The following is a 23612-nucleotide window of genomic DNA, read 5'->3' as shown; positions in this document are numbered from 1 at the left end:
ACACAGGCCGAGCTTCTCGGCTGCCGCAACGTGCTTTCGCCAGCACAGGAGTAACGCGCTAGTGAATATCAGTTTTCTCCAGGAGCTATTCAGCAGCATCACCCAGCGCGATGCGCTTCCCTGGCGACGCAGTGATGGTCGCCCCGTGCACCATGAGCAGGTGATCGACGCCTGTCGCCAGGTGCTCGAGAGCGACGGCGAAGCCTCGAGCATCGCGCTGGCGGGTCGTTCACTGGCCGGCTACCAAAGCCTGGATGAGGAACAGAAGTCCCTGTTCTTCCAGTGTCTGACCGCCGACTTTGCCGCCGACCCCGAACGCATCGACGACGCCTGGCGGGCCTATCACGAATCGCGCGGCAACAACGAGTTGCAACTGCTGTTCGAGGCCTGTGAACCAGAGCGACAGGAGCTTCTGAGACGCCTCAACCTCACGGCCGGTGGAACCTACGCACTGGTGCGCATGCGTGAGGATCTGCTTTCTCGACTCTCCGAAATGCCGGAGTTGGCAGCACTGGATGCCGACTTCTCTCACCTTTTCACTTCCTGGTTCAATCGCGGCTTTCTGGTCCTCAAGCGTATCGACTGGAATACTCCAGCGGCGATTCTCGAAAAGGTCATCCGTTATGAAGCGGTCCATGAGATATGCGATTGGAACGACCTGCGCCGCCGTCTCGATGCTCGTGATCGACGCTGCTTCGCCTTCTTTCACCCCGCTATCGGCGATGAGCCACTGATCTTTGTCGAGGTGGCTCTGACACGCGGCATGCCCGAGCGCATTCAGCCGATCCTCGATGCCAACCACCAGGCCATCGATGCTGAAGACGCCGACAGTGCCGCCTTTTTCGGTATCAGCAACTGCCAGACAGGCCTGCGCGGCATCTCCTTCGGCAACTTTCTGATCAAACAGGTCGTCCAGGAACTCAAGAAGGAACTGCCGGGCCTGAAGAACTTCGTCACCCTATCGCCGGTTCCCGGTTTTCGCAGTTGGTTGGACCAACAGCGACGCCAGGATGACAGCCTGCTTGATGATGAGACGATCGCCGGCCTGGCGGCCCTCGACCAATCGGACTGGCATACCAATAGCGAAACGACGGGATCGCTCGGCGACTACATCCGTCCACTCGCCGCGCATTACCTTTCCCGGATACGCAACGACCGTGGTCTGCCGCTCAATGCCGTAGCACGTTTCCACCTCGGCAACGGCGCCGAACTACATCGCGTCAACTGGCTGGGTGACACCTCTGCCAAGGGGCTCGGCAACGGCCTCGGGCTGATGGTCAACTATCTGTATGTTCCCGACGATATTGAACGCAATCATGAGCGATATACCACCGACGGCAAGGTGGTGTGCTCGTCTGCCGTGCGCGACCTGAGGCGCCGAGCACGCAAGTTTCTCAAGGGAGATCCTGTCACATGAATCACAACCTCTTCGCTACCTTTGCCGAGCGCATGGCTGAACGCGGGAATGCCCCTTTCATCACCACCCGCGAAGGCCGCCACTACAGCCATGCCGATGCCCTGACCACCAGCGCACAGCTTGCTGGAGCCCTCCGCGAGATGGGCGTCCAGCCCGGGGACCGTGTCGCCGTACAGGTCGACAAGAGCCCCGAGGCCATCCTGTTGTATCTGGCCTGCCTCAAGGTCGGTGGTGTCTATCTGCCGCTCAACACCGGCTACACCAGTGAAGAGATACGTTACTTCCTCGGTGATGCAGAACCTGCGCTGTTCGTCTGCCGCCCTGCGGCTGTCGAAGCAGCCCGTGCGGTCGCAGCCGATTGCGGTGATATTCGCGTCGCCAGCCTCGGTACCACCGCCGATGGCAGCCTGATGGAAACCGCCGCCCAGACAACCCCAGTCACCGAAGTGCTCCAGCGCGATGGTGACGATCTCGCCGCGATTCTCTATACCTCAGGCACCACCGGGCGTTCCAAGGGAGCCATGCTCACCCACCATAATCTGGGGTCCAATGCTGCCACCCTCCAGGAAGCCTGGCGTTTCACCGAGCAGGACCGACTGATTCATGCTCTGCCGATCTTCCACACTCACGGTCTGTTCGTGGCCTGCAATGTGATCCTGATGGCCGGCGCCAGCATGCGCTTTCTATCACGCTTCGACGCCGATGAGATCTTCGAGGAGCTCGCTGAAGGCACCACGATGATGGGTGTGCCGACTTTCTATACCCGACTGCTGAAGGACCCTCGCTTGACACGCGAGGCCTGTGCCAACATGCGCCTGTTCACATCGGGTTCCGCACCACTGACCGCCGAAACCCATCAAGCTTTCGAGGCCGCAACGGGTCATGCCATTCTCGAACGCTATGGCATGACCGAGACCAATATGAACACCTCGAATCCCTATGCAGGAGATCGCATAGCAGGCACCGTGGGCATGCCGCTGCCGGGCGTCGAAGTGCGTATCACCTCGCGAGATAGCGACGATCATACTCCTCTGGCTCAGGGCGAGATCGGCATGCTTGAGGTACGCGGACCCAACGTGTTCAAGGGCTACTGGCGAATGCCCGAGAAGACGCGTGAAGAACTTCTCGATGATGGTTTCTTCATCACCGGCGACCTCGCCCTGATCGACGACCGGGGTTATGTGCAGATCGTCGGGCGTGACAAGGACCTGGTGATTTCTGGCGGTTACAACGTCTACCCCAAGGAAGTGGAAAGCCATATCGACGAACTGGACGGCGTGGTGGAATCTGCGGTTATCGGCCTGCCTCACCCGGATTTCGGCGAAGGCGTCACCGCCGTCGTCGTCCCTCACCAGGGTGCAGTACTCGAGGAAGAAGCCATCATCACCGCACTCAAGGACAAGCTGGCCAAATACAAACAGCCCAAGCGCGTGTTCTTCGTCGACAGCCTGCCGCGCAATACCATGGGCAAGGTGCAGAAGAATCAGCTTCGCCAGCAGTTCCAGACGACATATCAGTAACACCACTCTCGCTACCGGGCTTCTCGAGCAGCATACTCAGGGCGCCCGGTAGTGCATCTTTCGTAGCCCATCACCATTTGCTCCTGCCACTGACTATCCAGTTCCGTTTCCGGCCAGTTTTTCACTCTGCTCAGGATACACTGCATGTAATCGACAGGATTCACAGCGGATACGGAATCGGCCATGCCCATCACCACGCCTGCCATGCCCCCGAGCCTCGATCCCGAGCATTGCCGTGTGGCGCGCATGGCACGCGACGCCAGGTTCGACGGCAGATTCTTCGTCGCTGTGGTGACCACCGGCATCTACTGCCGTCCCATCTGTCCTGCGCCAGCGCCACATGAGCGGAATGTGCGTTACTACGCCAGTGCGCTGGAAGCGGCCTCGGCAGGCTTTCGCCCCTGTCTGCGCTGCCGCCCCGACAGTGCGCCAGGCTCCCCCGCCTGGCAAGGCACCGACACGACCCTGAGACGAGCACTCCGCCTGATTGACGAAGGCGCGCTGAGCACGGGCAACATGACACAACTTGCCGACCGGCTGGGCATCGGAGAGCGTCACCTACGTGGCCTGTTTCAGCGTCGCTTCGGCGTATCGCCCAAGGCCTACGCGCTGCACCGTCAGTGCCTGTTCGCCAAACAGCTGTTGCACCAGACGCGCCTGCCCATCACTCAGATCGCCTTTGCCAGCGGCTTTTCCAGCGTACGACGCTTCAATGACACCTTCCGGCAACGCATTGGTCTCGCCCCCAGAGATATTCGGCGACAACATGCCGATAACAAGGATACCCAGCAGTCGATGCAACTGACCTTGAGCTATCGTCCGCCCTACGCCTGGCAGACCTACCGGAACTTCATGCGCAAACGCGCCATAGCGGGATTGGAATGGGTCGAGGAAAACGCCGTTGGCCGACACTTCCTGTGGGCCGGGACCAGCGGACACTTCACCGCCCATCACCAGCCACAGCGGCACGCCTTTCGTGTCGAACTGGCACTGGATGATCTGCGTCAGCTGGCGCCGGTGGTCGCCAATATCCGCCGCATACTGGATCTGGATGCCGATTGCGAGCTCATCGAGCAGCACCTGGCTACCAACCAAACTCACTTGCCGTTACTGAACGGACTTCGCCTGCCGGGTACCTGGTCTCCCTTTGAAGCCATGATTCGTGCGGTTCTCGGCCAACAGGTCAGCCTTATCGCTGCGCGGCGTCTCACTCAGCAGTTGGTCAATGCGTTGGGGCAACCAGCGCCGGCCAACGGCCGACACTTCCCCGGTGCCGAGGCGATAGCCGGCAGTGACCTGACCTTTCTCGGTATGCCGGGTAGGCGTCGTCAGACCTTGATCGATGTTGCCAGAGCCAGCCTGGAGGGTAACCATGACTTTCTGAACGTCAGCGGCATCGGCCCCTGGACACGTGACTATGCTCGTCTACGTGGCGATTCCAACCCCGACGTATGGCTGACGGGCGATGCTGGACTGCGCCGTGCCCTGAAACAATGGCCCGATCTGGATGCCGAACAGGCCGCCCCATGGCGCAGCTATCTTCTGATGCAACTGTGGAGTCTTGAAGATGAAAGACCGCATGAAACGCAATGACTGGCTGACGCTTGAAGGCCTGCAATGCTTTCGCCCTCCTGCGCACGAAGCACTTGGTACGCTGGTGATCGGCGCAACATCTCGCGGCATCGCTCGACTCGATTTCATGAATGAAGAGCAGGCCAGCCAGATCCCGCACCGCCCCAATGCCCAGACCGAGGCTTGTCATGCTCAGTTGCAAGAGTATTTCGCAGGGCAACGCCACGACTTCGAACTGGCATTGGATGCGTCAGGCACCGACTTCCAGCGTCAGGTATGGCAGGCTCTGACCCGCATTCCCTACGGAGAGACGCGCAGCTACAGCGAGCTTGCCGAGTCACTCGGGCGCAAGGGCGCACAACGTGCCATCGGCTCCGCCAATGGTCGCAACCCGATAGCCGTCATTGTTCCCTGCCACCGCGTGATCGGCAGCGACGGCAGTTTGACCGGCTATGCCGGTGGTATTGGCCGCAAACAATGGCTGCTGGCCTTCGAGGCCCAGGAGGTGCCACTGGAGTTGCAGCCGGGCTGACGTGGGCCTGACGAGCTCGCGGCTTTACCTTCCACGCCGCGACGCTTTGCGGCACCATGCAGACAGCAAGCTGACCGCAAGGATCGAGCATGGTGCAGGCACCCCCCACCACTGATAGCCCCACGACGAATCCCCTGACCCCGGGGTTCATGGTGGTCCATGGCAATCGCCTTGAATCTCTACGCGAACTGGCGATTGAATGGCTGAGCCGCCATCCACTTTCTCCTCTGGAGAATGAAGTGCTGCTGGTACAGAGCAACGGCATCAGCCAGTGGCTCAAGCTGGCGCTGGCCGCCGACCCTGAGGACGGTGGTTGCGGTATTGCCGCAGCCCTCGATGTCACGCTCCCGGCGCGCTTTCTGTGGCAGGCCTACCGCACGCTGCTCACCGAACTGGACGGTCCAGGCTCAGTGCCCCCGACCTCGCCCTTCGACAAGTCGCGCCTGACCTGGCGTCTGATGCGGTTATTGCCGCCACTGCTGCAGGACACTGCCTTTGCCCCGTTACGCCGTTTTCTCGAGGACGATACAGACCAACGCAAGCGGCATCAGTTGGCGGAGCGACTGGCCGACCTTTTCGACCAGTACCAGGTCTACCGCGGCGATTGGCTGGAGGCCTGGTCCGAACACGATGACGTCTTGATCGATGCACGCGGCAACGCCCGACCGCTGGACGACGATCAGCGCTGGCAAGCCATATTGTGGCGAGCGCTACGTGACGACATCGGTGACGCCGGGATTGCCTCAAGCCGCTCCGGTGTTCATCAACGCTTTGTTGAAGCCTGTCGGTCGCTGACGCCAGAGCAACGACCGGCGGCGCTCCCTCGTCGAGTCGTGGTCTTCGGCATTTCCTCACTCCCCAACCAGACTCTGGAAGCACTCGCGGCCATCTCGCGCCTCAGCCAGGTAGTGCTGTTTGTGCATAATCCCTGCGAGTTCTATTGGGCGGATATCATCGAACACCGCGACCTGCTGCGCGCGGCACGCCGCCGCCAGCAGCAGCGTCCGGGGATGCCTCTGAACCTCGACGACAGCGAGATGCATCTCCACGCTCACCCGCTACTCGCCGCCTGGGGCAAACAGGGCCGCGACTACCTGCGACTGCTCGACGAGTTCGACGAACACCAGCGCTATGCCGAGATATTCGAGCGTGAGGCACTGCGCATCGACCTGTTCGAGCCACATGCCAATGCCGACGGCCAACAGCGGTTACTTCATCAGCTACAGGACGACATTCGCGCCCTGCGGCCACTTGCGGAAACACGCGAGCAATGGCCTGGCGTTGCCGTTGACGACCAGTCACTGACCTTCCATATGGCTCATGGCCCGCTGCGCGAAGTCGAGATTCTCCACGATCAGTTGCTGGATGCATACAGTACAGACCCAAGCCTGAAGCCTCGCGATATTCTGGTGATGGTCCCGGATGTCGACACCTACGCCGCCGCAGTGACTGCGGTTTTCGGTCGCCTCGAACCTGACGATCCACGCTATATCCCGTTTACGGTTTCTGATCAGCAGAGCCGCCACCGACAGCCACTGGCCATTGCCGTGGAAATCCTGATGCGGCTTCCCGAACTCAGGTTATCGGTCAGTAATCTGATGGACCTGCTCGAAGTACCGGGGATTCGTCAACGTTTCGGAATCGACGAGTTGGATCTGCCGATGATCGAACGCTGGGTGGCGGGTGCCGGCATTCGCTGGGGCCTGGATGCTGGCCAACGTGCCAGCCTCGACCTGCCTGGCGGTCTGGAACAGAACACCTGGTCCTTCGGCCTCAAGCGGATATTGCTGGGTTATGCCGTGGGCAACAGCACTTCTGGTTGGCACGATATTGCTCCCTATGAGGATATCGGCGGCCTCGACGCAGCGCTTGCTGGCCCACTGGTACAACTGGTGGAGACCCTGGAGCATCACTGGCACCAGCTCAGCGAACCAACCGATGTCAGTCAGTGGTGTCAAAGACTCAGGGCCCTGCTCGATGACTGCCTGGTAGCCGTGGATGACGCCGATAGCGCCTTGCTCGGGCGCCTCGACCAGGCGCTGGAGGAATGGCAGGAAGCCGCACAGGAAGCAGGCTTCGATGAAGCCATTCCGCTGACAGTGGTGCGTGAACAGTGGTTAGCCGCGCTCGATCAGCGCAACCTGTCACAGCGTTTCCTTGCCGGAGCGGTAAACATCGCCACCCTGATGCCGATGCGAGCGATTCCCTTCCGCCATGTCTGGTTGCTGGGCATGAATGACGGCGACTATCCGCGCACTCACGTGCCTCAGGATTTCGACCTCATGGGTCATGACTATCGCCCAGGCGACCGCTCGCGCCGCGAGGATGACCGCTACCTGTTTCTCGAGGCCCTGCTGTCGGCACGCGAACGCCTGGCAATCAGTTGGGTCGGACGCAGCATTCACGACAACAGTGAAAGGCCGCCATCGGTATTGGTCGGCCAGCTACGCGATCACCTCGCACACGGCTGGCACCCCGTCGGCACAGAGGGCCACGATACTCGCAGTGGCGAAGCACTGTTGGCACAGTTGACTGTTGAACACCCGCTGACCGCCTTCAGTCCACGCTACTTTTCGGGCAACCCTCGGCTATTCAGTTACGCTCACGAATGGCGCCGGGTGCATGATGAGCCCGAAACACACTTTCATGATGAACAGCCGCAGGATGAGCTGCCAGCGGATGAGTTGCCGGGTGGAGAATGGCAGCCCGCCGCCCCACTGCCGTTGGCAACCCTGTCACGAGTGCTGGAAGATCCTGTCGCGGCTTTCTTTCAGCAACGCCTCGGCGTTCAGTTGCAACTACCCGACAGCGGTCGCCAGGACCATGAGCCCTTTGCCCTTGACGGCCTGGAGCACTGGCAACTTCAGGATGCGTTGATCGACGCTCAACGCCGTGCCATCGATGCGGGCCAAGCTCGTCAACCAGCGCTGGCTGCTACCCTCGATCGCCTGATGTCGGAAGGTCGTCTGGCGCTGGGCGGCTTCGCCGAACGTATGCGACGTGACTTGAGTGAGCCGATGGATGAGTTGTTTACTCTCTACGAGGAAACACTCAGCGCCTGGCCTCATGCTCATCAATCGCCGACACCCTTCAGCCTGGAACTGTCTGGACTGGTCATCGAGGATGCTATCGATGAACTGCGCGAAAACGACAACGGTGAGCACTGCCGAGTGGTGTTGAGCACCTCCAGCCTGGTGCGCCAGAGCCGCTACAACTGGAAACATTGGCTACGCCCCTGGCTGACTCACCTGGTGGCTCAGCTGTGTATAGGACCGACCACTACACGGCTGTTGTCACGCACCGGCAACGGCAGTCTGCTGCCGATGCCCGAGGCCGAGGCCCGTGAGTTACTCGACAATATTGCCGAGTGTTATCGCCTTGCCTTGAGTCAGCCATTACCACTGGCCCGCGACAGCGCCTTCGGCTGGCTACGCCGCGGGGGGACACCGGCGGCCATGCAGCGCTGGCTGTCCGGCCAGTTTGAAGCAAGCGACGAGAAGGCCATCAATGAAGTGCTCCGTACCCTGATCGGCAGCGCCTTCCAGCCCGGCGAATACCAGCGCAATCTGTACCTCCAACGCCAGTGGCCAGACCCCCAGGCGCTGCTCCATACCCAGGGCCTGCACTTCGCTGAGCTGGCCGAGCTGTTCTACGGCGCTCTCAGTCGCCATCTACAATCCGGTACTCCTGACAAGTCATCACGCTCGGGGGACAGCCGCTCATGACTGACGCATCAGCAACGCTCCCCGTCATTGCGCTGGATCCGTTGAGTCTCGAACTGGATGGCCATCGCCTGATCGAAGCCAGTGCCGGCACCGGCAAGACCTTCACCCTCGCCCTACTTTATGTACGGCTGGTGCTCGGTCCCCGCGACGCCAATGACAAGGCGGCCTTTCCGCGCCCGTTGACGCCGCCGGAAATTCTCGTGGTGACCTTCACCAACGCGGCGACCATGGAGCTGCGCGATCGCATCCGGGCACGCCTTGTGGAAGCCGCCGAACTATTCCTGCTCGCCGAACCAGGCGATGAGAACAACCCGCTGGTACGCCTGCGTACCCAATGGCCCGAGGACCAATGGCCAGCCTGTGGTCGCCGACTGCAACTGGCCGCCGAGTGGATGGATGAAGCGGCGATCTCGACGATCCACGCCTGGTGTCATCGCATGCTCGGTGAACATGCCTTTGACAGCGGCAGTCTGTTCTCACTGGCGCTCGAGACCGATCAGAGTGAACTGGAAATGGAAGTGGCCAGGGATTACTGGCGAACCTTCCTCTATCCACTGGACATCGAGAGTCTGGAGCAGATCACCCAACACTGGCGAACCCCGGAAGAGCTCCACCAGGCCCTGAGCAGGTTTCTTGCCCACGCTGAAGCGCTGGGCGATGCCCCTCCACCGCAGGAGACGTTGGCAGAGGTCGAGCGTGAGCGCTGTCGTGCCCTCAGCGACATCAAGGCCGGCTGGCCACAGTGGGTCGAGGAACTCAGCGAAGCTCTGGAGGAAGCCGCAGGCCGCAAGGCCTTTGCGGGCCAGAAACTCAACGCTCGCAATCGCACCAACTGGCTCGACGCATTACGCAGCTGGGCCAACGACCCGCAACTGGAGCACCCTACCCTCAGTGACGCCGCCTGGGCGCGACTCAGCCCCTCGGGCATGGCGGAAATCTGGAAAAGTGGCGAGCCACTGGATCACCCGGCGCTGCATGCCCTCGAAGCCCTGCCCGCACAACTGCAGGCACTGCCCCGTGCCTGGCCTGGCCTGGTACGACATGCAGTGCACTGGATGGCCCAGCGGCGCCATCAGGCCCAGCTCAAGCGTGCCGAGATCGGTCCGGATGACCTACTCACCCATCTCGATCACGCCTTGAATGGCGATAGCGAAGACCGCCTCGCAACACGCATTCGCCGACAGTTCCCGGTCGCCATGGTCGATGAGTTTCAGGATACCGACCCGACCCAGTACCGCATCTTTCAGCAGGTCTATCGGCTCGGTGAAGCAGAAAGTGCTGATGACATTGGTGACGACGAACGTTGCAGCCTGCTATTGATCGGCGACCCCAAGCAGGCCATCTATGCCTTCCGCGGTGCCGATATTCATACCTATCTGCAGGCGAGACGCGACACCGCTGGCCGCCACGCCACCTTGACCACCAATTTCCGTTCCAGCCGTGGCATGGTAACGGCGGTCAATCGCTGTTTCCTGCAAGCGGAAAGCTATCCACGCGGCGCCTTTCTGTTTCGTGGCGTCAACAGCGATAGCGTGGATGGCAAAAGTGCGGATGACAATCCTATCCCCTTCATCGAAGTCGGCGCGCGTGGTCGCGATGAAGTGCTCACACAACGTGGCTCCGACCAGCAACATCATGCGCTACCGGCATTGACCATCTGGCACCATGACAGCGAGACAGTGCTGAGCAAGGGGCAGTATCGCGAACGCATGGCCGTGGCCTGCGCCAGCCATATGGTCGAGCTGTTGCAGGCCGCCGAGCGGGGTGACGCCGGGTTCAGCGGCCTGCAACAACTTGACGACCACTTTCGCCCACTCCGTCCGGGAGATCTCGCAGTACTGGTCAACAATGCCGGAGAAGCCCGCGCCATCCGCCAGGCACTGGCGCGGCGCGGTGTTCGAAGTGTCTATCTATCGGACAAGGATGGTGTATTCGCCAGCCCTGCGGCCCTGGAAATCGAGCGCTGGCTGCGTGCTGTCAGCCACCCGGATGATGGCAGCGCACTACGTTCGGCACTGGCCTCCCCGAGCCTCGGCCTGAGTCTGGCCGACCTCGACCGGCTGGCCGGTGGCCCGGACCAGGACGAACTGGCCTGGGAAAGCCGCGTATTGCAGTTCCGTGATTACCGCCAACGCTGGCGACGTCAGGGCGTGCTGCCCATGTTGCACCGCCTGATGAACGACTTCGATGTTCCCGCACGCCTGCTGGCGGATGACAACGACGGGGAACGACAACTGACGGACCTGCTGCATCTCGGCGAACTGCTGCAGAAGGTCAGCCTGGAACTGGATGGCGAGCATGCACTGATTCGCCATATCGCCGAGGCTCGTCACAACGAAGCGTCCGGCGATGATAGCCATCGCCTGCGTCTGGAAAGCGATGCCGACCTGGTGCAGGTGGTCACCATCCACAAGTCCAAGGGACTCGAGTACCCGCTGGTGTTTCTGCCCTTCATCGCCAGTCATCGTCGTACCCAGGCCAGTGATGTGCCACTGTGGTGGCACGATGGTACCCGCCGTCAGTTGGCACTGAGTGTCGATGACGAGATCATCGCCCACGCGGAGACAGAGCGTCTCGCCGAGGATCTGCGCAAGCTCTATGTGGCCATGACTCGCGCCCGGCATGCCACCTGGATGGGATTGGCGCCGCTCAAGGAGCTCGAGCACAGCGCCATCGGCTATCTACTGGCGGGAGGCGCGGAACTGGCCCCGGATCAACTGACCAGGGCATTGGAGCGACTGGCCAGCGAGGAATCCGGTATCGACGTGCAGCCCCTGCCTGTCGTTACCGACATCCGTATCGACACCCGTCCCGCGGCAGCGGAATTGCACGCGGCAAGAGTCCCATTGCGTTCCGCTCGGGAACATTGGTGGATCGCCAGTTACTCAGCATTGCAGCTGGGCACACTGCGCCAACCTTCTCTCGCTTCGCAACAGCAGTTGCTGCTCGATGCCGAGAGTACAGAAACCGCTCCCCTCGTCGTTGCTGATGACGCCGACATGAGGCTGGTGCAGCCAGGCAATGAACCCACCACGCCCCAGGAGGCCAATACCCGAGAGCTGGCCAGTGAACCGGTGGATATCGCCACCCAGCCAGAGCCTCGGAGCCCCGGCACGCTGCACCGCTTTCCTCGCGGTCCAGCCGCCGGTACCTTTCTGCATGGTCTGCTGGAGTGGGCTGGAGAGCACGGATTCGCTATGACGGCCAGTTCCTCGGAACTTGACGACATGCTGGCGAGACGTACCCGGCTGCGTGGCTGGGACGCCTGGCAACCTTCGTTGCGTCAGTGGCTGGACGAGCTGCTGACTACCGAGCTGCCACTGCCGGACGCTAACCAGATGTGTCTTGGGCAACTCGAAGCGCATCACTATCAGGTGGAGCTTGAATTCTGGCTAGCCAGCCACAGCGTGGATGTGCGGCGGCTGGATGACCTGGTGTGTCAGCATCTGCTGCCCGGCCATGCAAGGCCCCGCCTCGAACCGGATACGCTCAACGGCATGCTCAAGGGCTTCATCGATCTGGTGGTCGAGCATTCGGGACGTTTCTACGTTCTCGACTGGAAGTCCAATCATCTGGGAGATCACGACCAGGACTACAGCGTCAAGCGAATGCGCGAAGCGGTGTTGGCCAAGCGCTATGACGTGCAGTACGCCCTCTACCTGCTGGCAGTGCATCGACTGCTCAAGTCACGCATGGCCGACTACAGCCCCTCGCAGCATCTCGGTGGCGCCGTCTACGTCTTCCTGCGCGGCACCACCTCAGACAGCCGAGGCGTACATGCCGAATGCCCGAGCGAGAACTTCATCAATGCACTGGATGCTCTGTTTCGTGGAGCCACTCGCCCTGACGGAGCCCTGTCATGAGTCAACGCCTGTCCTCCGTCGATCTCCAGAGAGTGCTTGACGACCGCGAAGCGTTGATGACGCTACTGACGCGCTGGGTCGAGCGCGGCTGGCTACGCGCCATCGACCGCGCCTTCACCGAGTTCCTCAGCCGTGAATGTCCGGATGCATCTGCATTGTTGTTGCTGGCCGCCGCCCTCGCCAGCCATCAGCTCGGTCGAGGCCATCTTTGCCTGGCATTGGGGCAGACCCTGGCCGCACCCGATCTCGCACTGTCTCTCCCCCCAGAAGGTGATGATCGAGAAGACCCACCGCCGTTACCCAGCATGGTCCTCGACGGTTTGAGTGGCGAGCACTGGTCCGCGGCACTCCATCACCCCGAACTGGTGCAGAGTGGCGACGGTGAATCGCCATTGGTAGCGGTAGGCAACGGTGCCGATACACGACTCTATCTGCGCCGCTACTGGCAGCATGAGCAAAGCATTCGCCATTACATCGGCATTCGCCTGCAGGCCGAGCCACTACCGGCAGCCTCTTTGCGTCCAATAATCGACAGCCTGTTCCCCGCCGGCGCAGACCTCGATTGGCAACGCCTGGCCTGCGCGCTGGCCGCCAGGTCCGCGTTTGCGGTGATCACCGGCGGACCTGGCACCGGCAAGACCACCACCGTGGTCAAACTATTGGCACTGCTGCAGAGTCAAGCCCTGGACACCTCCGGCCGTGCATTGCGAATTCGCCTCGCCGCTCCCACCGGCAAGGCTGCAGCGCGCCTCAATGCGTCGATTGCCGCGCAACTTGAGCGCCTCGACCTCAACAGCCTCGACCAGGACCCGCAAACATTGCGCGAGGCCATCCCCAGCCAGGTCGTTACCCTGCATCGTTTATTGGGCTCTCGGCCAGATACACGACGCCTGCGCCACAACGCCAATAATCCGTTGCCGCTTGATGTACTGGTGGTCGATGAGGCGTCGATGGTTGATGTCGAGCTGATGGCAGCAATGCTGGAGGCGCTACCGAGCGAAGCACGCCTGGTGCTGTTGGGCGACAAGGATCAGTTGGCCTCGGTGGAAGCAGGATCGGTACTCGGCGATCTATGCCAGCGAGCCGAGGGTGGTCATTACCGGGAAGCCACGCGTCGCTGGCTGGCCGAGGCCAGTGGGCAGGACCTGCCGGATTGCTGCATCGATGATACCGGTAACGCGCTCGACCAGGCGGTGACAATGTTGCGTGTCAGCCACCGCTTCGACGCCAACAGTGGCATCGGCCAACTGGCCAGTGCGATCAATTCCGGCGACCCGGACGCAACCCGCAAGGTGCTTGGTCATGGCTATGGAGATCTCTCCAGCCAGCGTCTGGATGCCGACGACCAACGCCTTGAGCGTCTCGCGGTAGAGGGCCTGGCAAGCGCCTTCCCCACAAGCGGCGCCCGTGGCTACAGCCACTATCTGGGAGTCATGAATGACCAACGCCCCGCTCACCACGCCGAAGATGAACAGTGGGATAGCTGGGCGAGAGCCGTTCTTGACGCTCACGGCAGCTTTCAGGTGCTGTGTGCACTGCGCCGTGGCCGTTGGGGGATCGAGGGTTTGAACCAGCGTATCACCCGCGCCCTGGCAAGCAGCGGTTGGCTGCCTCAGTGGCTCGCCGACATCGACGGAGATCGCTGGTTTGCCGGCAGACCGGTGCTGGTCACGCGCAATGACTACGGCCTCGGCCTGATGAACGGTGATATCGGTATCACCCTTGCCCGCCCACATCCCGAGAACCCACACCAGACGACTCTGCGAGTCGCCTTTGCTGCTGGCGATGGTAGTGATCGTATCCGTTGGGTACTGCCCGCTCGGCTGCGCGATGTGGAAACGGTCTTCGCGATGACCGTCCACAAGTCTCAGGGATCGGAGTTCGATCATACCGCGCTGATCCTGCCCGAGGCCTCCAGCCCCATTCTGACCCGCGAATTGATCTACACCGGTATTACCCGCGCCAGGCGCTGGTTGAGTCTGGTGGAGACCGGGCCCGCTAGAGTCCTGGACCAGGCAGTGATGCAGCGAGTCATGCGGATCAGCGGGCTACAGACGCCACAGTAACGGCCGCTACAACACCATCGATGGTATGGGCCAGCGAGCAGGCTTCGGTGTTCAGGACACGACGGTACACATGGCGGCATGTGACATGCCAATGTCATGACAAGCCACCAGGATGTGGCACACACGTTGCGTGTCACCGAGAGGATCAGATGCATAGCACCCGGACACCAATCACCGAGATATTCCTGACCTTTCTGGGACTGGGACTGACATCCTTTGGTGGCCCGGTAGCCCATCTCGGTTACTTTCGGCATGCCTTTGTCATTCGTCGCCAGTGGCTGGACGATGCCAGCTACGCCGAATTGGTCGCGCTTTGTCAGTTTCTGCCAGGGCCAGCGAGTAGCCAGGTAGGCCTGGCGATTGGCTTGATACGTGGCGGACTAAGCGGCGCTTTTGCGGCCTGGCTTGCCTTTACCCTACCCTCGGCACTACTGCTGATGGTGGTCGCTGCAGGCGCTTCCAGTCTGGAAGGACCTCTGGTCACCTCGCTGACCGATGCATTGAAACTGGTCGCAGTGGTGATCGTGGCTCAGGCATTGCTGGGCATGGCACGTAATCTGTGTCCCGATGCCCGACGGGCATCACTCGCCGCCGTAGCGGTCATGCTTGTTGTACTGATTGGTGGTGCGGTAGGGCACCTGGTGGCCATCACCGTTGGCGCCCTCGCCGGTGTACTGCTGTGTCAGTCGGACGCAGAGCAACAGGACCGTCATTCCTTCGACATACAGATCTCGCGTCGCACTTCACTGATTGCGCTGGTGGCCTTCGTAGCTCTACTGGTCGGCCTCCCCCTACTGCACCAGGCCTGGAGCGCCAATTGGTTGGGGCTAACGGATGCCACCTATCGCAGTGGCGCGTTGGTATTCGGAGGCGGGCATGTCGTTCTACCCTTGCTGGAAACCGCGATGGTGGCGCCAGGTTGGGTGTCGGAACAGGATTTTCTCGCGGGGTATGGGGCAGCTCAGGCGGTGCCCGGTCCCCTGTTCACCTTCGCCGCCTGGCTGGGCATGGTGGCCGAAGGTGGAGGCATAGCGACCGCACTGCTGATGCTGGTGGCGATTTTCCTTCCCGGTGCCTTGCTGGTCGTAGGCCTACTGCCTCACTGGCAACGACTACGCCATATGCGCGCTCTACAAGCGGCCATGCGGGGAGCCAACGCCACGGTTGTCGGACTACTCGCAGTAGCCTTCCATGACCCGGTATGGCGCTCGGCAGTGAGCTCAGCAGAGGACTTCGCGCTGGTCGTGGCAGGCTTCGTGATTGTGGTCGTCTGGCGCCAGCCTGCCTGGCTTATTGTATTGGCAGGCATCTCCATCGGCCTCCTTCGAGGCCTGTTTTAACGCCGAATGACCAGGCGTAGACATCTCTGGACAGCACTGAATAAACAAAGTCCGAATACTGGGAACCTGAATAGTCAGGACCCGCAGCACGGGCTGGCAAACACGGGCTGACAAACACGGCCTGGCGAATATCGCCGGCTGAACATCAGGCTTCAGTGTGCTCTGCGCGCAGACGGTAGAATTCGCTGACGATATCTTCCATCGCCTCATCGTCATAGGTACAGAGACCGCTGACAACCAGCTTCTTGGCTCCGACACCGATTGGCTGATCATCCGCCGCGATGGCAAATTCCAGCGCCACATCACCTCGCTTGCCGATCACCGTCAACTGCGAGTCAGAAAGCACCAGGCTCGGGGCAACAGCATCCAGACGATCCAGAGAGAAGCCCATACTGTCATAGATCACCAGCGGACGGCGTGGATTGAACATCACGCCCTGCTGCTGCATCAGCGGCTTGAGATAGTGAGGGAAATTCTTGCCGGAAAAGGCCACATAACAGCGCGTAAAACCTTCCACAACTGAAACATCATGAGTGATATCTCCCCTGCGCTCGACTTCCAGATAACACTTCCCATCATCGTCGTGCACCCGTACCACACCATCCTCGTGCTCAGCGAAGGTTAGTGGACGATCGGCCCCCACCATGGCGAGAAACCTGAAACTCATATGTTGGGAGAGACCGAAACGAGCGAGCGTCAAAGCGAACAGAAGATCGCCCGGCACACAGAAGCGCCGTGCCCCCGGGGTATGAATCGGATTGAAATCACCCGCAATGCTCTTGGCGAAGCGGCTGGCCTGGTCGGCAGAAACCACCACACGGTCATCGACACAGGTATGAAATTCATCAAGAAACATGTAGCAACCGCCTTGCTGGATCAATGACGAGGGAGCCTCTGGGCAACCCCGGGAACAAATAATGCCACAGAAAAGCGCTCCTTGAGCAGACCGGCTTCATGACAAGGACAAATTACCCACCCCAACCACAGTTTTCCAGTCATGCGTCCCCTACCAAAGGCGGTATCTCTTGCGCCTTTTACAGCATATTGCAGCGCAAAACGCTGTGATAGTCTCGAGCTCGATTTCAAACCTTTCTCATTCACTGTTTCAGGATTCGGACGTCATGCTGACAATCAACAATACGACGCCCCACGGCCAGCTTCAGCGACGCTGGCCAGTGCTGCTGATCATTGCTCTCACCAGCATGCTGGCAAGTAGCAATATTCATGCTGTCACCGGTGAGCTCGACCTTACAGGTTCCAGTGTCGGATTTTTCGCTCTTGCCATCTTCGTGCTGGCCTATGCACTGGTCATGGCGGAAGAAAAGCTGCATATGCGCAAGTCCAAACCCGTGCTGGTCGCGGCAGGGATCATCTGGGGACTGATCGGCTGGGTATACGTGCAATCGGGCCTCCCCGATGACGCTGAACATGCCTTTCATGCCACCCTGCTGGAATTCTCGGAGCTGATGCTGTTCCTGTTGGTGGCCATGACCTACATCAATGCCATGGAGGAACGCCGTGTCTTTGATGCCCTTCGCTCATGGATGGTACGCAAGGGCTTCAGCTACCGCACCCTGTTCTGGATAACTGGGGTGTTGGCGTTCTGCATCTCGCCGATTGCCGACAACCTGACCACTGCACTGCTGATGTGTGCGGTCATCACCAAGGTCGCCGAGGGTGACAAGCGCTTCATCAACCTCGCCTGTATCAATATTGTCGTGGCCGCCAATGCCGGCGGTGCGTTCAGCCCGTTCGGCGATATCACCACATTGATGGTCTGGCAGGCAGGACTGATTCACTTCCAGGAATTCTTCAGCCTGCTGATACCTGCAGTGGTCAACTTCCTGGTACCGGCAGTGGTCATGAGCCTGGCCATTCGTAATCGCGTCCCTGACAGCCAGGAAGACAACGTCGACCTCAAGCGTGGTGCACGCCGTATCATTCTGTTGTTCCTGTTGACGGTGGCGACTGCCGTAGCCTGCCACAGCCTGCTGCACTTGCCGCCGGTGCTGGGCATGATGACGGGCCTGGGCTATCTACAGTTCTTCGGCTTCTACCTGCGCCGCAGCCTGCCGCGCTCACTCGACCGCAAACGCACCCATTACACACAGCGCGGTGATTGGAAACGCCTCGAACAATTGGGCAGCGTGGTGCCCTTCGATGTCTTCAATCGCGTCGCGCGCGCCGAGTGGGATACCTTGTTGTTCTTCTACGGCGTAGTGATGTGTGTCGGCGGACTCGGCTTCATGGGCTATCTGGGGCTGCTGTCCGACATCATGTACACACAGTGGGATGCTACCTGGGCCAATATCGCCCTGGGTCTCATCTCCGCAGTAGTCGACAACATTCCCGTGATGTTTGCTGTACTGACCATGGAGCCTGAGATGTCCCATGGTCACTGGCTACTGATCACTCTGACTGCTGGCGTAGGCGGTAGCCTACTGTCAATCGGCTCCGCTGCCGGAGTTGCCCTCATGGGCCAGGCTCGCGGCTACTACACCTTCTTCGGTCACCTGCGTTGGGCACCCATCATTGCGGTGGGCTACGCAGCCAGTGTTGCCACCCATCTATGGATCAACCAGGCCAGTTTCGTCACTCCCTGACCAACATCCCCCTGAATTGCCAGTGACAGCTCATGCTGTCACTGGCATCGTTGATCATTCTTGCTGCTCATTTCCCACAAAAGCATTACCTTAGGATAAGCTTGTATTCGAACAGCATGTTCGAGGAAGGCTTGAGCCTCTGTGCAGCATTCACTTGAAATGAACGAGGGAGCACTTTGTGCAGGGCCCCTCCAGGTGCGTAACAGGAGACTCACCGGGTCAGGTGGAGACAGGTGCCAACATGAGCATTTCAACGCCGCAAACCGCCTATATTGAGCCAGGTTGTCATCATCTCTTCAGCCTATCGGAGGTTGTTTGTTGATGCGCCATCTGGCCGCGAGGGTCCTTCTATCGTTATGTCTGGTCTCCGTGCTGGGCTGGTCAGGTCATGAGCCTGCTTCTGCTCAGGAGCCTGGTGCTCAAGACATCGTGGTTATCGCCCACCCCGACGTTACTGTCCGTCACATGGATCGTGACTCGTTGCGTGCCATCTTTGCCATGCGCCAACGGGCCTGGCCCGATGGCCAATCGGCTCAGGTGTTTGTGTTGCCCAACGACAATTCAATACATGCCACCTTCGTAAAGGAGTGGCTCTCTGTATACCCTCACCAGTTGCAACTGGCCTGGGATCGAATGGTGTTTTCGGGCACGGGGCAAGCACCACACCGGGTACGTACTCAACAGCAGATGCTTGTGGAGGTTGCCTCCACTGCGGGCTCCATAGGCTACATCGCAAGGGAGTATCTGGATGAACGCGTCCAAGTTATCACCATGGAATAGGCTCGGTGGACGCTGCCTGGGGTTAGTTTGCCTGATGGGCTCTTCGCCGGCCCTGGCAGAAAGCAGCATGATGGATACGCTGCAGGTACACGGCTTTCTAAGTCAGGCCTATATCGTCACCGACAATAACAACTTCTTTGGTTCCAGCAGTGATGGCAACGGAAGCTGGGGCTACACCGAGCTGGGAGTGAATGCCTCGATACGCCCAAGTGAGCACCTGCTGGTGGCCGCTCAGGTGCTGAGCCGCCGCGCCGGTGAAGGCGACGACGGCTCGCTCCGACTCGACTATGGCGTGCTCGACTGGCAGATGGTGAATCAGCGGAATCGCACCATTGGCGCTCAGTTCGGGCGCTTCAAGAATCCCTTCGGCTTCTACAATCAGACCCGGGACGTCGCTTTCACACGCCCGAGCATCCTGTTGCCACAATCCATCTACTTCGACCGCACGCGTTCTCTGGCACTGGCCGCCGATGGGGTATCCGTGTACTACGAGGAGCGCCTCGACAACGGTGTGCTACGCACCCAGTTTGGCGCTGGTCAGGCTCAAGTCGACGATGATGTCGCATATGCCGTGGGCCTGGAGGATCTTCCGGGCGGTTTCGAACCCGATACCTCAGCCATTGGACAGATCCGCTACGAACATGATGGCGGCCGGGTAGTGGTCGCACTGAGTGCAGCTTCAGTCCATGCTGATTACGACTCTCCCGGCCAGACACCAGGAGATGGCAAACTCGCCTTTCAACCATGGATTCTTTCCGCGCAATACAACGCGGAATACTGGAGCCTGACGGCCGAATATGCCCTGCGCGATGTCGAGCTGCGCGGGTTCAACGCCTTCCCTGATCAACACAACAAGGGCGAGAGTTGGTACGTTCAATACACCCGTCGCTTCATGGACGACTGGCAATGGATGATCCGCTATGACAGCCTGGTCAACAACCGTGATGACCGCGACGGCAGCAAATACGAAGCGTCGGGACGCGGCCCTGCCTACTCGCAATTCGCCGATGATGTGACTCTGGGCCTGCAGTGGCAACCCCATCCCAACCTGATGCTGTCTGGCGAGTACCACAATGTCGACGGCACCGGCTGGCTGCCGAGCGAAGACAACCCAGACCCAAATGAAACATCAAAGCGCTGGGATATGTGGCTGCTGCAGATGTCTTTGAGGTTCTAATGGATACACAGCAGGTTCGACCTCCACACGCACGCCCCCGACTCAGTCTGACCTGGCGAGTGGTGCTGCTATCAAGCCTGTTGCTTGTCACTACTGCCGTGCTGTTCACCTATCTGTCTCATTCCAACCTTACTCGCCAGTTCAACGAGGCCCGCCAGGAACAGGTTGAGCGTCAGCAACGCGAATTGAACTTCGCGCTGATGCGTGCCGAGGACGGCCTACTGCAGTTGGCGGGGCTGGTCTCATCATCCCCTGACCTGGGGCCTGCACTGACCTCCGACAACGACATCATGATCTCCGCAGCACTGGCATCCCAATGGCCTTCCCTGCAGCTCGAGGCAGGTCTCGACGAGGTCAAGGTATATGACACCACAGGGGATCTACGTCTCTCACTGGGTACCGATCAACAGACAGATCCACGCATTCTGGCAGGCTGGGTCGCTCGCGTGGCACAGCTCGAGCGACCATTGGTATCATTACGCTGTGGGCATTCCTGCCGTCAGTATGCCATCGTGCCGGTATTGGACGACGGAGATAGTGCTGGTGTCGTGATGCTGTCGCGCTCCCTGGCGGATGTGACACGTCAGGCACGTGACATCTCGACCAGCGACGTCGCACTGGTGGTTCACAGCGATGCGGCAAGTGACGAGGAGCGCTACCTCGATGCCTGGCAAGCCAAGCTCCTGGCAATCACCAATCAAGGGGTCAGTCTGGCAGTGCTGCACGAAGCCGCAGCTACCAGCCCTCTACAATCTCTTGTCAAAACCCCTCTGCGGCTGTCACTTGATGGGCATGAGCTGGAGGTGTCTGCAGTGCCGGTGGCGACATCCGCTGACCACAGCCCCAATGCCTACTTCGTACTGATGTCGGATATCACCGCCCAGGTCAACGCGATTCGACTCGATACACGCACCCAGATTCTTGTCAGTCTGTTTGGTTGGCTATCGGCAGAATTGTTGCTACTGGCTATCCTGCTACGCCCTATGTCTCGGCTTCGCCGTGTAGCGGCCGTGTTGCCACCGTTGGCTACTGGCGGTTTCGAGAAAGCTCGTGAAGCCCTGGTCCACCGCCCACAGAGGCTCTCCGACGAAATCGACATCCTCGAAGGCACAACTCTGGCGCTCGCGGATCAGCTCGATGTCCTGCATCAACAGGTCCAACAACGAGGCGATGAGCTCGCCGAGCGTGTTGACGACCTCGCTCGTGAGCGCGACTTCATCAGCAACCTGATCGATACCGCTCAGGTATTTATCGTGACCCAGGATAGCGAAGGCCGCATTGATATGGTCAATGCCCACCTCGAAACCCAGATGGACTGTCCCGAAAAAGCACTACTCGGTCGGCGCTTCGATGATGTTTTCGAAGCCGACGAAGCCCCCCAACTCAGCGGCCAGAGTCGTATCCAAAGCCAGGAAGAACGTCTATTGGTTGCCGCCGATGGCACGACACGGACGATTATCTGGTATCACAGTCCATTGCCCTCCTCCGACACAAACAGCCAGGCACGTATTTCCGTAGGCCTCGACATCACCGAACGCAAGGCAGCCGAAGCGCGTCTGACCTGGCTGGCCGAACGTGACCCCTTGACGGAACTCTACAACCGTCGCTTCTTCCAGGATTCGCTCAACAAGGCTCTGGTGCGTGGCGACCAGGGTATCGTCATGCTGCTGGATCTCGACCAGTTCAAGGAAGTCAACGAGCTCAGCGGCCACCACGTCGGCGACCGCATGCTGCACACCGTAGCGCGACTGCTTCAGCAGGAGTACGCACACCGCAGCATCATCGCGCGCCTCGGCGGTGATGAATTTGCGCTGATGCTGATCGGAATCGACAGCGAACAAGCCATACGCATGGCCCTCCATATCAACCAATTGCTGGATGGCCTGGGTTTCGTTGCCGAAGGGCGCCGCCATCGTGTCAGCGCCAGTATCGGCCTGGTCCAGTTCCCTGCGCATGGCTCAACACCCGCAGACCTGATGGCCAGCGCCGATGTGGCGATGTACAAGGCCAAGGCCAGCAGCGTTCAACGTTGGCACCTGTTGTCGACGTTGGAAAATGCCCGTAACGAACTCAACGAGCGGGTCTATTGGGTTGAACGTATTCGCAATGCGCTGGAAAACGACAGCTTCGAGTTGATGGTACAACCCATCGTCTACCTTCAGGATCGCAGCATTCGCCATTACGAGGTGTTGCTGCGCATGCGTGACGACAACCAGAACCTCATACCCCCTTCTCGTTTCATTCCCGTGGCCGAGAAAAGCGGACAGATCGTTGCCATCGATCGTTGGGTACTCAACAAATGCGTCCGTGCCCTGGCTCGTCTCGAGGGTACCAGTCTGGCCGTCAACCTATCGGGGCAGTCATTGCATGACGAAGGGTTGAAACAATATCTCTCGACGGAGCTACTCCAGAGTGGTGCGGACCCACACAACCTGATTCTCGAGGTTACCGAGACGGCTGCCGTCACTGACTTCGCCACGGCGCGAGGCGTACTGCAGAGCATGCGCGATATCGGTTGCAGAACGGCACTGGATGATTTTGGGGTTGGCTTCAGTAGCTTCCACTATCTTGGTCAGCTACCGGTGGATTACATCAAGATCGATGGCTCGTTCATTCGCAGCCTGTCGATCAGCCCGGATAGCCGCGTGATCGTCAAGGCGGTAGCGGATATCGCTTCCGGCTTCGGCAAGCAGGCAGTGGCCGAATTTGTTGATCAGGAATCGTTGATCCCGCTGTTGGCGTCCTACGGCATCGAGTACGGACAGGGCTATCACCTTGGCCGACCAGAACCAATCAAGGAAGTCTTCGGCTTTGATCCGGTGAAGACTTAACATCGCAGAAGTTTTCGCTGATAGTAGCTACCACTATAAAAAATTTCGTCCTGTAACATGATTCCTGCACACCAGTGTAAAAATGGACGAAGCCAGAATAACGCTCAGGGAAGGATCAGCAGATGTCCTCTATTACCACAATCAACACCAGTTACCGACTCCACGTTGACGCAGAGTCTCGACGAC

The 23612-nt window shown here is 59.9% G+C and carries 13 protein-coding genes; 12 read left to right on the top strand and 1 reads right to left on the bottom strand.

The window, feature by feature from the left end; all coding sequences use genetic code 11:
* Positions 1–61: 61 nt before the first annotated feature.
* The 8 genes from AR456_RS04090 to chrA all read left to right on the top strand — a co-directional run bounded on the left by AR456_RS04090 (position 62) and on the right by chrA (position 16035).
* On the top strand, positions 62–1417 hold the full coding sequence (locus AR456_RS04090; RefSeq protein ID WP_021820086.1) for a malonyl-CoA decarboxylase: 1356 nt from the start codon (positions 62–64) through the stop codon (positions 1415–1417).
* On the top strand, positions 1414–2937 hold the full coding sequence (locus AR456_RS04085) for a malonate--CoA ligase (protein WP_021820085.1): 1524 nt from the start codon (positions 1414–1416) through the stop codon (positions 2935–2937). The genes AR456_RS04090 and AR456_RS04085 overlap by 4 nt, the downstream gene beginning before the upstream one ends.
* Positions 2938–3120: 183 nt before the next feature.
* Complete coding sequence (locus AR456_RS04080; protein ID WP_021820083.1) at positions 3121–4530, top strand: DNA-3-methyladenine glycosylase 2 family protein; 1410 nt, start codon at positions 3121–3123, stop codon at positions 4528–4530.
* A complete protein-coding gene (locus AR456_RS21720) occupies positions 4505–5041 on the top strand; it encodes a methylated-DNA--[protein]-cysteine S-methyltransferase (RefSeq protein WP_269465164.1) in 537 nt (178 codons plus the stop codon). Before AR456_RS04080 ends, AR456_RS21720 begins: the two co-directional genes overlap by 26 nt.
* Before the next feature lie 89 nt (positions 5042–5130).
* Complete coding sequence (recC, locus tag AR456_RS04070; protein WP_021820081.1) at positions 5131–8766, top strand: exodeoxyribonuclease V subunit gamma; 3636 nt, start codon at positions 5131–5133, stop codon at positions 8764–8766.
* A complete protein-coding gene (gene recB, locus AR456_RS04065) occupies positions 8763–12629 on the top strand; it encodes an exodeoxyribonuclease V subunit beta (RefSeq protein WP_021820080.1) in 3867 nt (1288 codons plus the stop codon). Before recC ends, recB begins: the two co-directional genes overlap by 4 nt.
* Positions 12626–14695, top strand: coding sequence for an exodeoxyribonuclease V subunit alpha (recD, locus tag AR456_RS04060; RefSeq protein WP_021820079.1), 2070 nt, complete (start codon positions 12626–12628; stop codon positions 14693–14695). Before recB ends, recD begins: the two co-directional genes overlap by 4 nt.
* Positions 14696–14844: 149 nt before the next feature.
* Positions 14845–16035 (top strand): chromate efflux transporter, encoded by a 1191-nt coding sequence (chrA, locus tag AR456_RS04055; RefSeq protein ID WP_021820078.1) that lies wholly within the window; start codon positions 14845–14847, stop codon positions 16033–16035.
* Positions 16036–16180: 145 nt separating this feature from the next.
* On the opposite strand, the gene AR456_RS04050 is transcribed toward chrA, so the two are convergent.
* Positions 16181–16891 (bottom strand): DUF3581 family protein, encoded by a 711-nt coding sequence (locus AR456_RS04050; protein WP_021820077.1) that lies wholly within the window; start codon positions 16889–16891, stop codon positions 16181–16183.
* A gap of 346 nt (positions 16892–17237) precedes the next feature.
* Between AR456_RS04050 and nhaD the strand changes: the two genes are divergently transcribed.
* The 4 genes from nhaD (at position 17238) to AR456_RS04030 (ending at position 23426) form a co-directional block, all read left to right on the top strand.
* Positions 17238–18638: a sodium:proton antiporter NhaD gene (gene nhaD, locus AR456_RS04045; RefSeq protein WP_417935333.1), complete on the top strand. Its 1401-nt coding sequence runs from the start codon at positions 17238–17240 to the stop codon at positions 18636–18638.
* 321 nt (positions 18639–18959) lie between these two features.
* Positions 18960–19418, top strand: a complete 459-nt coding sequence (locus AR456_RS04040; protein ID WP_021820075.1) for a type 2 periplasmic-binding domain-containing protein — start codon at positions 18960–18962, stop codon at positions 19416–19418.
* Positions 19419–19485: 67 nt separating this feature from the next.
* On the top strand, positions 19486–20595 hold the full coding sequence (locus tag AR456_RS04035; protein ID WP_236995540.1) for a porin family protein: 1110 nt from the start codon (positions 19486–19488) through the stop codon (positions 20593–20595).
* On the top strand, positions 20595–23426 hold the full coding sequence (locus tag AR456_RS04030) for a bifunctional diguanylate cyclase/phosphodiesterase (RefSeq protein ID WP_021820073.1): 2832 nt from the start codon (positions 20595–20597) through the stop codon (positions 23424–23426). Before AR456_RS04035 ends, AR456_RS04030 begins: the two co-directional genes overlap by 1 nt.
* Positions 23427–23612: the final 186 nt, after the last annotated feature.

It is taken from the genome of Halomonas huangheensis (genome assembly GCF_001431725.1).
Taxonomy (GTDB): domain Bacteria; phylum Pseudomonadota; class Gammaproteobacteria; order Pseudomonadales; family Halomonadaceae; genus Halomonas; species Halomonas huangheensis.
This window is presented reverse-complemented; position numbering and strand designations above follow the sequence as displayed.